The organism is Hyphomicrobium sp. (assembly GCF_019744875.1).
In the GTDB taxonomy this organism is placed as follows: Bacteria; Pseudomonadota; Alphaproteobacteria; order Rhizobiales; family Hyphomicrobiaceae; genus Hyphomicrobium_C.
Map to the genome: position 1 here is coordinate 1,297,437 of NZ_JAIETU010000002.1, position 12,850 is coordinate 1,310,286.

The 12,850-nt window shown below is 62.6% G+C and carries 14 protein-coding genes and 1 pseudogene; 8 read left to right on the top strand and 7 right to left on the bottom strand.

Annotation, left to right across the window (positions count from 1 at the left end; all coding sequences use genetic code 11):
* Positions 1-25: 25 nt before the first annotated feature.
* From K2Y42_RS06135 to K2Y42_RS06155, 5 genes are all read right to left on the bottom strand, one after another.
* The gene (locus K2Y42_RS06135) at positions 26-643 is read right to left on the bottom strand and encodes a response regulator transcription factor (protein ID WP_291149792.1); all 618 of its coding nucleotides are present in this window, start codon (positions 641-643) and stop codon (positions 26-28) included.
* Positions 643-2,061 carry an ATP-binding protein gene (locus K2Y42_RS06140; RefSeq protein ID WP_291149794.1) on the bottom strand — a complete coding sequence of 473 codons (1,419 nt, stop codon included), beginning with the start codon at positions 2,059-2,061 and terminating at the stop codon, positions 643-645. The genes K2Y42_RS06135 and K2Y42_RS06140 overlap by 1 nt, the downstream gene beginning before the upstream one ends.
* A gap of 288 nt (positions 2,062-2,349) precedes the next feature.
* Complete coding sequence (locus K2Y42_RS06145; RefSeq protein ID WP_291149796.1) at positions 2,350-2,745, bottom strand: hypothetical protein; 396 nt, start codon at positions 2,743-2,745, stop codon at positions 2,350-2,352.
* 140 nt (positions 2,746-2,885) lie between these two features.
* Entirely contained in the window at positions 2,886-3,980 is a 1,095-nt protein-coding gene (locus tag K2Y42_RS06150) for a dienelactone hydrolase family protein (protein ID WP_291149799.1), read from the bottom strand.
* Positions 3,981-4,173: 193 nt separating this feature from the next.
* Positions 4,174-4,350 (bottom strand): hypothetical protein, encoded by a 177-nt coding sequence (locus tag K2Y42_RS06155; RefSeq protein ID WP_291149801.1) that lies wholly within the window; start codon positions 4,348-4,350, stop codon positions 4,174-4,176.
* A gap of 292 nt (positions 4,351-4,642) precedes the next feature.
* Between K2Y42_RS06155 and K2Y42_RS06160 the strand changes: the two genes are divergently transcribed.
* From K2Y42_RS06160 to K2Y42_RS06185, 6 genes are all read left to right on the top strand, one after another.
* On the top strand, positions 4,643-5,008 hold the full coding sequence (locus K2Y42_RS06160; RefSeq protein ID WP_291149804.1) for a PRC-barrel domain-containing protein: 366 nt from the start codon (positions 4,643-4,645) through the stop codon (positions 5,006-5,008).
* A gap of 129 nt (positions 5,009-5,137) precedes the next feature.
* Positions 5,138-6,166, top strand: coding sequence for an AI-2E family transporter (locus tag K2Y42_RS06165; protein WP_291149818.1), 1,029 nt, complete (start codon positions 5,138-5,140; stop codon positions 6,164-6,166).
* Between the two features lie 122 nt (positions 6,167-6,288).
* Positions 6,289-7,617, top strand: coding sequence for a sorbosone dehydrogenase family protein (locus K2Y42_RS06170; RefSeq protein ID WP_291149826.1), 1,329 nt, complete (start codon positions 6,289-6,291; stop codon positions 7,615-7,617).
* Between the two features lie 41 nt (positions 7,618-7,658).
* A complete protein-coding gene (locus K2Y42_RS06175) occupies positions 7,659-7,841 on the top strand; it encodes a hypothetical protein (RefSeq protein ID WP_291149829.1) in 183 nt (60 codons plus the stop codon).
* A gap of 189 nt (positions 7,842-8,030) precedes the next feature.
* On the top strand, positions 8,031-8,333 hold the full coding sequence (locus tag K2Y42_RS06180) for a hypothetical protein (protein WP_291149830.1): 303 nt from the start codon (positions 8,031-8,033) through the stop codon (positions 8,331-8,333).
* Between the two features lie 317 nt (positions 8,334-8,650).
* Positions 8,651-9,910: a site-specific integrase gene (locus K2Y42_RS06185; RefSeq protein WP_291149832.1), complete on the top strand. Its 1,260-nt coding sequence runs from the start codon at positions 8,651-8,653 to the stop codon at positions 9,908-9,910.
* Here the strand turns inward: K2Y42_RS06185 and K2Y42_RS06190 are convergent.
* Positions 9,846-10,004 (bottom strand): annotated as a pseudogene (locus K2Y42_RS06190) (helix-turn-helix domain-containing protein); the annotation flags it as partial. The gene K2Y42_RS06185 and the pseudogene K2Y42_RS06190 overlap by 65 nt on opposite strands.
* A 101-nt stretch (positions 10,005-10,105) precedes the next feature.
* Here K2Y42_RS06190 and K2Y42_RS06195 point away from each other — a divergent pair.
* Both K2Y42_RS06195 and K2Y42_RS06200 read left to right on the top strand, forming a co-directional pair.
* Positions 10,106-10,603, top strand: coding sequence for a hypothetical protein (locus tag K2Y42_RS06195; protein ID WP_291149834.1), 498 nt, complete (start codon positions 10,106-10,108; stop codon positions 10,601-10,603).
* Between the two features lie 110 nt (positions 10,604-10,713).
* Positions 10,714-11,133, top strand: coding sequence for a hypothetical protein (locus K2Y42_RS06200; RefSeq protein ID WP_291149836.1), 420 nt, complete (start codon positions 10,714-10,716; stop codon positions 11,131-11,133).
* A gap of 39 nt (positions 11,134-11,172) precedes the next feature.
* On the opposite strand, the gene K2Y42_RS06205 is transcribed toward K2Y42_RS06200, so the two are convergent.
* Entirely contained in the window at positions 11,173-12,786 is a 1,614-nt protein-coding gene (locus K2Y42_RS06205) for a hypothetical protein (protein ID WP_291149837.1), read from the bottom strand.
* Between the last annotated feature and the right edge of the window lie 64 nt (positions 12,787-12,850).

Sequence of the window (12,850 nt, forward strand, 5' to 3'; positions counted from 1 at the left end):
GGCATCCGGCGCGACGGCGCGCGGTTTAGTTGCGGCGATTTTCGATCGAGAAGCGGATCAGGTCCGACGTTCTCGGCAGGTCGAGCTTTTCCTTGATGCGCCCGCACGAGTTCGCGACCGTCTTGTAGGCGATGCCGATGGCATCCGCGATGCCCTGCAGGCTCTTGCCCTCGCCGAGCATGCGCAGGATCTCGATCTCGCGGTTGGTCAGGTTGCGCATCGGATCCTCGGCGCGTACCGCGCTCATGGCGAGCTCTCCCGCCAGCGTCGTGTCGAGATAGCGCTCGCCCTGGAAGACGCGCAGCACGCCCGTGGTCAGTTCGTCGGCGCCGGCGCTTTTGCAGACGTAGCCGTAGGCGCCGGCCTGCAGAGCGCGGTTCGCGTAGATCGCTTCGGAATGCATGGAGAACATCAACACGCGCACGCTGCTGTTCTCGATGCGGAGGCGACGGAGCAGCTCGAGCCCGCTCGCGCCTTCGAGATTGATGTCCAGCACGACCACGTCGGGGTGCTGATTGCGCGCACAGGCCAACGCCTCGTGCGAGGTCGCCGCTTCGTAAACGACGGCGTTCGGCAAGGTCGACAGCAGGCGCTGGACGCCCTGACGCACGATTGCATGATCATCGACAACGAGAATTTTCATCAACCCACCTCTGGATCCGCGGATCCATCGAAAGCCGCGCTAGTTTCCCCGATCGGCAGGCGCACGTCCACCGTCACGCCTGCCGGAGTTTCGCTATTCCTAATTTCCACCGTGCCGCCCAGCGCGGTCACACGCTCGCGCATGGCAATGAGACCAAAGCCGCCCCCGGTCCCGCCCGGAGTGCCGCCCGGCGCGAGGCCGCCGCCATCGTCCTTCACCACGACCCGTGCGCCGTCCGCCTCGCTCGTGACGGCCACATCGATGCGCGTCGGGCGCCCGTGCTTGAAGGCGTTGCTCACGGCTTCGCGCACGATGCCGTGGATGACGGCATCTTCTTTCGCCGTGCCGCCGAGATCGTCCACCTCGACGTTGAAGGTGACTTTCGGATCGCGGAGCTTCCACGAGTCGACCAGGGTTTCGATGGCGCTGGCGAGCCCGAACTCCAGATGGACCGTCGGACGAAGGCGGCCGAGGATGGATCTGACGTGCTTGTTCATGTGGGCGATGGCCACGCGGATGGCGTCCGCTCGCTCCAGAACCGCTTTGCGGTCCGGCGCCTGCGACATGTTCCGGATCGTCGACGCGTCGACTTCGACCGAGAACAGGAACGGGCTCACCTCGTCGTGAAGATCGCGGGCGAGATCGGCGCGCTCCTCTTCCTGGACGGTTGCGAGCTGGTCGTTCAACCGCCGATTGGCGGTTTCCATGTCGCCGAGGCGGGTCGCCATTTCGTTGAAGCCCGAGCACAATCGCACGAGCTCGGTCGGCCCGGTTTCCGCGACGCGCACATCGTAGTCGCCGCCGCCCAGCCTCTCGAACGCGGTCGACAGGTTCGGAAGCGGCGCAAGCGCGCGCCCGACGGTGACGTAAACGAGTGTCGCCACGAGTGCGCAGAAGACGGAGAGAATGGCGAGGCGAAGCAGAAAATCCTCCCAGACCTCTTCCACTTCGCTGCGCTGATCCGCTTTCAATTCCATCGCGCCGAAGCGAGCGAGATCTCCCGGCAGCTCGACGCGAACGACATCGGGTACGCCCGCCATGATCGCATAGAACCAGTTCGGAAGCTCTTCGACGGGTGCGACGAAGCTCGAAATGCGTTGCGGGGACGGGCCCGCTTCCGCGAACGTGACCTTGACGTGGCGATTGCCGTCGAACACGCGGACGAGACGCACGAGCTGCAAGCGCGGATCGTCGTCGTGGGCAATTTCCTGGACCACCTTGCGGACGGTCTTTTCAGCAATGGCCAGCGCGGAGCCAACTTCCGTTTCGACCTTCGTGGCGGATTGCCAGTAGGTCAGAAGCAGAATGAACACCAGCGTGAGCGCCAGCACGCTCGAGATGTTGCGGATGAGGGTCGCGCTCAGTGACTCGGATTTGCGCGGTCCAAAAGGGCTTTTCAGTCCCAGTCGTTCGATCATCGCCCGGCCCCGCACCTATCGATCGACGCGAGGAGACGGCACGCCTGCTGCACGGAAAGCGGCGCGCGCGATCTCTGCAGGCACATGAGCCGGCTGGCTGCTTTGGGGCGCGGGTCGCATGGATGGGCTTTCAATGTAACAAGGTTACACCTCGTATGTTATAAAATGACGCAGGGCGCAAGTGCCTCGCGATCAAGGAAGTGTCACCTGACGCCCCTCAGGAACAAAAGCCCCCGGCGCACGGCATGCGCCAGGGGCTCATTGGGAGAATTCCGAACGTCCTTAGAGTTAAGGCGCGGACTTCTCGGTCGGGACGCGGGCGTCGGGATCGCCGCCGGCGGCCGGATCAGACGGGTTGATGTTGCTCGGGGCCATCTGCTGGTTCTCGTTGGTGTTCGGATCGCCCGGGAGGCCTGCCGGAGCTTCTGCCCCGGATTCACCGCTGCTCAGACCGTCGCTCGACGGGCCACTCGTACTGCTTCCAGTTCCGGGCGGAGAGGTCGGGACGCGTGCGCTCGGATTGGAGCCCGCTGCCGGATCGGCAGGGTTTACGTTGCCCGGCGCCATCTGCTGGTTTTCGTTCGTCGTCGGGTCTGCGGGACTGCCGGCCGGCGACTGCGCGAAGGCGGACGTAGCACCGGCTGCAAGCGCAAGTGCTGCAATGAGAGACGTTACCTTGATCATCGCGTTTCCTTTGTTGTTGGAGTTCGATGCTCCCTCACTCAAGAAAACGCGACCTCCTCAGCACGGTTCCGGCGGGCCGTCAGCGTGACGCACCCTGACCAGCCAATCCTGTCCAGTTTCCGAGGAATACGCTGCGCGCGTCAACGGCCCGCCTGAAGGGCGCCTGTCTCGATTCCGGTCTCGATGGCCGAAGCGGCCGGCGCCGCAGCCGAGACAGAAGATGCCATCTCGCGTGTGTCGGGGGCTCGCGTGTCTGGTGCTGCGAGGAAGCGATCGGCGATCGCACCCCAAGCGTCCCACCCCGCGCGATCGTTGGCGATGTCATGGCCGTCGCTGCCGTAGGGCGGGAGAATGTCGAGCTCCGCCGCGGCCCCTCCTGCCCGCCAAGCCTCCGCCATGTCGGAAGCGAGCTTGGGCCCGAAATAGCTGTCGTTCTCCGAATAGAGCCACAGCGTCGGAATGCGCGCAGTGGAGCCGAAGCGGCCGGCGGCTTCAACCAGACGATCCCTGCCGCAGATGGCGTGCGGTTGGCCGCCCGCGTGTCCACCCCGTCCGCCGGCCATGTTCACGATAGCGCGAACCTCACCGGGATTGCGGGCCGCGAGCGCCAGGGACGCCCAACCGCCGGTCGATATGCCGACGACGACGGTCGCGTGAGGCGCAATATCCGGCTCGCGCGTCATGTAGTTGACCACGGCCTCAATGTCGTCGGCGGCGATTTCGCCCGAGCGGGCATGATCCGGATTGGCGCAGGTGCCGACCGACTCATCCAGGTCCCCGCCGGTGGCACCATGACCACGGCGTTGCGGAACAACCACGACGTAGCCGCGGTCGACGAACCACTTCGACAGCCAATAGTAGACGGGCATAGCAACGGACAGGCGCGTCGCGCTCGACGTGCCGTGATTGATCACGACAAGCGGATGCGGCTTCTGCTCAGCGCCTGCATTTTCGTCTGCGTCGTCGTCCTCTGGCCGAAACACCGTCGCGCGCAATCCGCGCGTGGGATCGCCGCTCGGCATAATCCAGAGCTGCTCGCGCATGCGCAGGCCTTCAGGACCGAACGCGCCGTACTGCTGGACGATCTGCTTGCGCACCTTCGCGGGAGCGCCTTCTTTGCCTTGTGCCGCGGCGCTGTCTTTCCCTTGCGCCGCGGCGCTGTGAGCGCATGCGCCAAGGGCCAGCACGGCCGCAAAAAACCCACCGGCGCGGCGCGCCCATAAGCTGTTCGCCATAGTCTCGAAATCCCCGCGCGTTGACGCGTAGCACCTGCCAAGCGCACGGGGCAAAGTTATGGCACGACTCAACTCCCGGACAAGGACGCCAGAGTGACAGTCGGCGAAATACGAAAGGCTGCAATCTCTTCGAAAAAGCGCGCTGCCGGCTCTCTTCATCAAGGCCTGGCGCGGCGCGATGCGCGGTGAAGCTCTAGTTTTCGCTCGCAGTTTCGTCACGCCGTGGCGACCGGGCCGCCTGCTCGGCGCGACGCAGTTTCGCCAGCTCGTTCGCAATCGGTTCGGGAAGCGCAGATTCGGATACGGCGTAGTCGCGCTTCAGCCGCGCGCCGACAACCTTAACCAAATCTACCTCGAACTCGCGTTCCATGCGTTGAGTCCCGTGTCGTCTATCGACGGCCGATGCGACCTTTGATCCTGCGCAGATCGTTGCCATACCGGATCGTGCGGCGCAGTCACGTCCGTTACTCACACTCAGCGAGCGGCGTGCCCCCCTGTCGATGACTAACAATGCGTTCAACATGTTGTTCCATCAAAAAATGCGTCCGCGCGGGACCGTGGCGGATAGGAAACAAAAGGCTGGATGACGGGGTTTAGCAGACAAGCCCGACGGGTCCGCATCTTCGCCCGTGGGGCAAACCTTCTAACCCAAGGAGGCTCCCATGGGCCGAGCAACCGCACATCCCGATCACCGGCTGATTTCCAGCGAAGACGTGCACGGCACCGACGTGATCGGCGCCGAGGACGACGTGGTCGGCGAGATCGATCATCTGCTGATCGAAAAGATCTCCGGCCGCGTCGCCTACGCGGTCATGAGCTTCGGTGGCGTGCTGGGACTGGCGCACAGCCACTATCCCATTCCGTGGACCGCGCTCAAATACGACGCCAAAGCGGGCGGCTATCGCACCGGCATCACCGCCGACCAGCTCCGCAATGCGCCGGAATTCAGCGATGATTCCTGGACCGACCGCGCATGGGAGATCCGCACGCACGAGCATTACGACGTGCCTGCGTACTGGGGGCGCTAGTGCCGCGCAGCCTGATTTCCACGTCTGCAATCAGACGGCCACGGAGCCAACCGTGGCCGTCCTTATGCCGGCTGGTCCAGCTGTGGCAGGTGGCATGTGCTCCTGCTGCACGATGCGGCGGGAGGCGTCATGTCTGACTGGCAGTTCGTTCGCCGCGTCCTCATCGTTGTGGCCATCGGCGCGCTCGCGGCCGCGATCTATGCGCTCTCCAATCTTCTGCTCGTGATATTCGCGGCGGTGCTGTGCTGCATCGCGCTGCGCACCCTGATGGCGCCATTGGTCCGCGCGACGAGTATGCCGGAGCCGCTCGCGCTCGCGGTGGTGGTCGTGCTCATTGTCACTGTCAGCGCCGGCCTTGTCCTACAGTTCGGATCGAAGCTCTCGGACCAGATCGCCTATCTCGCGCAGAATGCACCGCAGGCTCTGCACAAGCTGTCGGAGAGTTTCGATCTCGGCGCGGTCTCCGGTCAGGTCGGCGGTTCGGCGATCGGCGCGCTGGCGGCGGGGGCGCTCACGGTCGGATCGAGCATCGCGGGCGCGGTGGCAGGTTTCGTGCTCGTGCTGATCGGCGGCATCTACCTCGCCGCCTCGCCGCAGCTCTACCGCCGCGGTGCGATGGTGCTGGTGCCGAAGCATTGGCAGAGCGTCGTGTCCTCAACGCTCGACGACAGCGGATTTGCGCTCGGGCGGTGGCTTTACGCGCAGGGCATCGCAATGGTGGTGATCGGCGTCTTGACCGGCGTCGGCATGTGGGTAGCAGGCGTGCCCTCGCCGCTGGCCCTCGGCCTGATCGCGGGTGCAACCGAATTCATCCCGATCGTCGGGCCGATCGTCGGCGCCATTCCCGCGCTCCTGCTCGCATCGACCCTGGGGTGGGACACCACGCTCGCGGCCCTCGCCGTCGCAATCGCCGTGCAGCAGATCGAAAACAATCTCGTCATGCCGTTCGTGGTCGGGCGCGTCGTAGAGCTGCCGGCCGCCGTGGGCATGTTCGCCACCGTCGCTATGGGATTGCTGTTCGGGCCGCTCGGGCTGTTGCTCGGCTATCCTCTTGCCATCGTGGCGGACGTCGCCATCCGCCGCCTCTACGTCCGGGAAACGCTCGGCAAGCCTGTCGAAATACCTGCCGAGCGGCAACGGAAAGCCGAGGGCGACTGACGGGCCCCCGGAAAACGAACCATTGGAACCTGTAGCCTTCGCCAAGCGTCATTCAGTACCAAGCGTTGTTCAGTATCCTGGGCCACATTCCGAGGGCCGGTGCTTTTTGCCAGGAGATCCAGATGCCGTCATTCGCGTTCGCCCTCTCCGCATTCGCCGTGCTGCTGCTCGCGGGCTGCGGCGAGGAGCAGGCACTGCCGCCGGGCGCGACGACGGGCCCGCAACCGACGCTGGCCGCGCCCAAGCCCCAGCTCATCCCGACGGTCCAGATCGCCCCGGCCAAGGGCTGGCCCGAGGGCGGCAAGCCGAAAGCGGCCGACGGGCTCACAGTCACGGCCTTCGCGGGCAACCTGGATCATCCGCGCTGGCTCTACGTGCTGCCGAACGGCGACGTACTCGTCGCCGAAACCAACCGGTCGGAGGGCGGGAAGGGCGGCATCATCGGCTGGATCATGGGCCGGGTCATGACGCGGGCCGGAGCGGGTGTCGCAAGCGCGAACCGCATCACGCTGCTGCGCGATGCGGATGGAGACGGCGTCGCCGAAACGCGCAGCGTGTTCCTGAAAGATCTGAACGCCCCCTTTGGCATGGCGCTGATTGGCAGCGACTTCTACGTTGCCAACACCGATGCGCTGATGCGCTTTCCCTACAAGGAGGGCGACGCGGAGATCACGGCGCCTGGCGTCAAGGTGGCCGATCTGCCCGGGTTGCCGATCAATCACCATTGGACCAAGAACATCATTCCCTCGCCGGACAACACCAAGATGATGGCCACCGTCGGCTCGAACAGCAACATCGCGGAATCCGGCATGGCTCTCGAAGAGCACCGCGCGGCCATTCTCGAGATCGATCTCAAGACCGGGGCAACGCGCGTGTTCGCCTCGGGCTTGCGCAATCCCAACGGCATGGCCTGGGAGCCGCAGACGGGCACCCTGTGGACCGTGGTCAACGAACGCGACGAGCTTGGGCCCGATCTCGTTCCCGATTACCTGACCTCCGTGAAGGACGGCGGCTTCTACGGCTGGCCGTACAGCTATTTCGGCGCCAACGTCGACGAGCGCGTGCAGCCGCAGAACCCGGACCTCGTGGCGACGGCCCTCGTGCCAGACTACGCATTGGGCGCGCACACCGCCTCGCTCGGTCTCGCGTTCTCGTCCGGCACGTTATTGCCGGAGCGCCTGCGCCAGGGTGTGTTCGTCGGGCAGCACGGGTCCTGGAACCGCAAGCCGCCGAGCGGCTACAAAGTGATCTTCGTTCCGTTCCAGAACGGCAAACCGGCGGGTGAGCCGGCCGATGTGCTGACCGGCTTCCTGAACGCCGATGGCGACGCGCAAGGCCGGCCCGTGGGTGTCGCGATGGACACGCGCGGCGGGCTGCTGGTGGCGGACGATGTGGGCAATGTCGTCTGGCGCGTGACGGGCGATGCCTCGCCGAGCGCCATGGCGCGCTAGCGATCGATCGCATTCGCTAAACTAAAATGCGGAGACCAAAAATGGCGCTACTTCCCGACAAACCCAAACTGGGCGATCCGAAGCTTCCGGACGTGCCATCCATCGGCGGCGACCGCCGGCTCTTCAAGATCCTCGCGCTCATTGTTGCCGTGCTGCTCATTTTCTATCTGCTTGGAGGCCCCGGTCATATCGGCAGCGTGACGCCGCCAGCCGCCATGCCGTAGCACCGCGCTTCTCTTTGCACACACCTATCGCTACGCTCACCCCGTACAGATCACGCACAAACAGCAGAAAAAATCGGTAGCTACGTACTGTTGGCGGAAAAGTTTCAAAATAATAGTGCGATCCGTCGAGAAACATTATTTGAACTGCGGTGGTTTCTTTTTCGAATGCGAAATCGAAATGGAGACCAAATGAACAAGATTGCATTGACCGCTGCACTTGTGGCGCTGTCTTCCTCTTTGGCTGTTGCACAGACGCCGCCTGCGGCTGATGACAAGAGCCTTTCGAGCGAAGCCGCCAAAGATCACCCGGCCACAAAACAGCCCGGAACGACGGCCGACCCCACTGCCAAGTCAGACGACAAGAGCCTGTCGGAAAAAGCGGCGAAGGATCAGCCCGGCACAAGCGCCGAGGGCACGACTGTGGATCCGACCGCGAAGCCCGCGGACGGCAGTCTTCAGGACAAGGCCGCGAAGGACCAGGGGAGCAAGTAAGCTCCTGCGTCGTTCGGTTTCACGACAGCGCAACTTCACGACAGCGCAACCGCGAGCGAAAGCTTCGCGGTTGTGTTTTCTCAGGCAGGAGGAAATGGAGCGGGCGAAGGGAATCGAACCCTCGACATTCAGCTTGAGAAATAGTTTCCCCGATTTCGGAGACTTACGGAGAGATACGGCAAGTCACTGAAAGTCCATGCAATCTCTCCACAGCCTCCGCAACGAACGGATTACAATACGGCCTGCTACCCGACCATCTGGTTAGCCCGGTGTTAGCCCTGCGCCAAACACCTGTTAGCCCGAATTGGAGCACGCCTATGAACCACCACAAGCCTATCACCCTTGCCTCTGTCGCCTCATTGAAATCCGGAGACAGCATCCGCGACACCACCCTTAAGGGGTTTGGTGCCCGCCGCCGGGGAAAGAACGTGTCCTACTTCGTACAGACCCGCGTTCACCGCCGACTGCGCTGGTTCACCATCGGCAACCATCTGAGCCCTTGGACCCCCGAAACGGCGCGCCAACGTGCCAAGGACATCCTCCACGCCGCCGACAAGAACGTCGACCTCGTCGCAACGGAAACGACCTACCACACCGGCCTCACCATCCAGGAGGTGTTCGATCGCTTCTTTGAAGACCGCGAGCCGTACTTCAAAACAAGCACGTTCAAGGAGTTCAGGCGCCTCTCCAACAAAGTGATCCTGCCTCACTTTAAACGTCGGGTTTTTACGTCCATTACACGCGCCGACGTGGCCGCGTTCCACAGGGGTCTTAGGAAGACCCCAAGTGCCGCGAACCACGCCTTGGCCGTCCTGAAGCAGGTGTTCAATTGGGCGGACGCCAACTCGCTCTGCGGTGACAGGAAAAATCCCTGCCTTGATATCCAGATGTTCAAGTCCGGCAATAGAGCCAAGTTCCTCACGACAGACGACGTCGCTCGTCTCGCCGAGGGGTGCAGAACGGCTTTGGTGAGGGACGAAGCCACCCCCTTCATGATCGCCGCCATTCTGACGTTGCTCTTCACGGGGGCGCGGAGAGGAGAAATCTTCACGCTGAAGCGGAGCTACGTCGACAAGCAGCGCATGATTGCCCACCTGCCCGACAGTAAGACCGGGTCAAAAGTTCTTCAGCTGAACCCCATCGCCATGTCCATTCTCGATTCCGTCCCTGAAATCGAAGGCAATCCCTACTTCTTTGTCGGGAGGTTCAAGGGCACCTGCCTCACCGAAATCTACAAGCCTTGGTCGAAAATCCGCAAATACGCCAAGCTGGAGCACTTCCGGATCCACGACCTCCGGCATTCCTTCGCCAGCTTCGCCGCCGACAGTGGCGCCTCCGCCAAAACCGTCGGACACCTGCTCGGGCATGCCAGCGTGGAAACGACCAAACTCTACATCCACATGTTCAACAACCGGGCCAAGGAAGCTGCAGAAGTGACTGCCCACACCATCTACGCCGCCTTCAATCCAGCGGCACTTCTTCTGCCACAGAGCCCCGCTTCTGACCCTTCAACCACGCATTCAGATCCTCAAGATCGTAAAGAACAGGAGCCCTTCTTCCCAGCCCAATGCGGATAAACACCGGACCACCGCCCTTGATGCGGTAGTCCTCCAGTGTCCGTGGGCTTAACCGCAAATACTTGGCCGCTTCCGCCGTCGTAAGAAGCGTCATCCTTTCCGGTGGTTGACCCACGGCTTCCCGCTCTTGTTTTTAAATCCCTCTGCGTTCAGATTACCGACCAAGCCCCGCTTCGCAACAGGAGAGTTCATACCGTGCATTCAACGGAACTGACCCAGCTCCAAGCATCCTGCTCGCAAGCCCACAAAGCGTACCGCGCCGCGCGGATTTCCTTGGCGGCAGCCGTCAACAAATCACCCGATAGCGAATCCATTGCGGAGCTGGTCACCTCAACGCAGGAGCTCGGCCTCAACGCCACCCTCCACCGCCTCAAAACCACCAACCCCAAGGTTGCCGATGCCATCACCGCGCTCGTGGAAGCGTCCGACAGCCTCAGCCACGCCATCGGTGACCGTGAATCATTCCTCACGCAACAGAACCCCGCGCACCAGCGCGTCTACATCGAAGACGGCCGGGAGTTCACACTGGACGTGGAGAAGGGGGTCTGGACCTACCTCGATGACCCCGATCACCCCATCAAGGTCACGCTGACCAAGGAACACAAGCTTCCCTACGACCTGCTAGCGTTCAAAGGCCCGAACATCGAGCCACCGAAACCCACCCGGAAAAGGAAGCTGCAGCCGCGCATGTAGGCGCGCTTGCAACAGTCCTTTTGATGTCAGCACTGTTCCTGCCATCGATTGCTCATCGTGTAGGCATGACCGCTTGCTTGCCGCCTATTCCTATAGGGTAGGCTTGCCCCATGATCATCACCCACACCCAAAGCCAGGACGGTCACCGGCGCATCTATCTTGGAGCCAAGCTCAGCCTTGAATGCTGGATCGAACCTAAAGAAAACGGACGCGCCTGGACCTTCCATTTCGATACCGGCGCGGGCAACAGCCATATGGCACCCGAGTACATGCGTGCATGGGCGGAATCTCTTCTTCTTCAGCTCTGCGACGAACTGAACGTAGAGCCATCCCTCTTAGCGGACGTGCCATTCGAGGCGATCGCCGCCCTACACACCGCCCCACCGACCCATCACCGCCGCATCGCGTCACCGCTGCGCAAAGTGACCGAATACGGGTTCATATCCACGCCCCCCAATACCACGCGGCCGAGCGCGGATTACAGGGCGCGGGATTTCACAGACGACAGACAGCGGCAGCGGTTCCGCTAACTCATCACTGGAGCGGACGCGCTGAATGGCGCGATGACCTTATGGATTTGAAGCGGCAATACCTGCGGCTTCAAGGGCGCGAACAAGCGCGCCCCTTGTGACCGCAACGTCATATCGCCATTCAATCAGCCGCACGCCGTTGGCACTGAGCAGGGCGCGCTTTCGTGCGTCGCGTGCCGAGGTCGCCCGGAATCCCTCTTCGCCGCCGAAGAGATCGACGGGCTCGAAATGCTGCTGGCCCTGGTATTCGATGGCGAGGTGCAGGTCGGGAACGTAGACATCGATGGACTGCATTCCCAGAAAGGGGGGACGCCACTGATGCTGCGCGGTCGGCCAGAGGGTTCTGACAAGATCGAAAAGCGCGACTTCTGATGCCCAGCCGCGGCCGATCTCGGGTATGGCCCTCGCGCGTCGGAACGCATCTTCTGCCGCCACCATAAAGGGAGCAAAGAATGCGGCTAGGCTCCCGTCGCCGATGTCGATGTTATAGATGAAGATACGTCCCCGAAGCGCACCCCTTGCGGATGCGCCTTCGTAATAGCACCGGGTTGCAGGCCAGTCTTTCGCAGGCGGAGGCCGGGGGATCATACCGTCACCAAATTCATGCGTCAGCCGGGAGATGTCGTTTAAGGGCGGGCGTTCGGCAGCCAGGATGTCGTCCAAGCAGTCAATAAACGCATTGAATTCTTCACTTAGTCTGCCCGCTATCGTGGATGCGGATATATGCTTACTCGCGAGGTGACGAATATCGCTTGCGCGTACCGGGCTTCCCGCAAGAAAACGTAAATAGACCACTTCGTCGAATAGGGCTTCCCGCTCGCTGGCTGGAATTTCCTCAACCAGTGCGAGGGCCTCATGCAGTCTGTTTTCGTGGGTGAGGTTCAGGATTCGCTGAAAGGCGGGATCGGGATCCCACGGCAGGCTTTCCGGGATCGCGGGAAGGTCCTCAGGCAGTGACTGGCCGTTCTCTACGGCAAGGATTCTCGCCTGCCACTGATACCGGCGCGCCAGGTTGTTGTCTGACCATATGCGAGCCAGCGGCAAGGACGGATCGGGCGGCGTGAAAGTCCACTCTGGGCCTGCGTCCGGCGGACGATAGACATACCCGGTTTCGAACCCCGCTTTTTCCAGGTCGCCTTCGATGCCGCTATCCCCCAGCGCATGAATCAGTCTTTCGAAGAGTTGACCTCCTGCGCGGCCGACGCCGACCGAGACGAGCACCTTCCCCGTCCCGGAGGTCTGCCTGAATACGGCATCAGCATGGGAAGCAAGCTGAACCGCGCGCAGCCGTCTCAGCGCATGTCCTTCAAAGAAATGGATGCGATGGGTGAGATCTTCGGGGAAGACAGGATAGGCGAGCGCGGCGCGCCGATGCGGCTTACGAGGGCGCGGCTGGGACGGCGGCTCCTCGCCGAATTCATGCAAAAGCTCGCGGCAAATGGCAGACAATCGGATGAAATGGAGAGCGGCCGAGCTGCGCGGCGGGCGTTTCTTGGCAAGAGTCTCGTAGAGCTGTTCGCGCCTTTTCAGGTCACGGCGGTAAAACTCGCGCATGGCCTTGCTGCGAAGCGAAGCTTCGCTCAGCTTGAGGCCGTTCCTGAAAGCGCGAAGCCCCTCTTCGCCATCCTGGGGAGCGGGTGGCTTGACCAGCATTCCTATGCAGCCTCTACGCTCTCCACCATCCTGCTCATGCCTACGGTTCCGCTCATCAATAGCT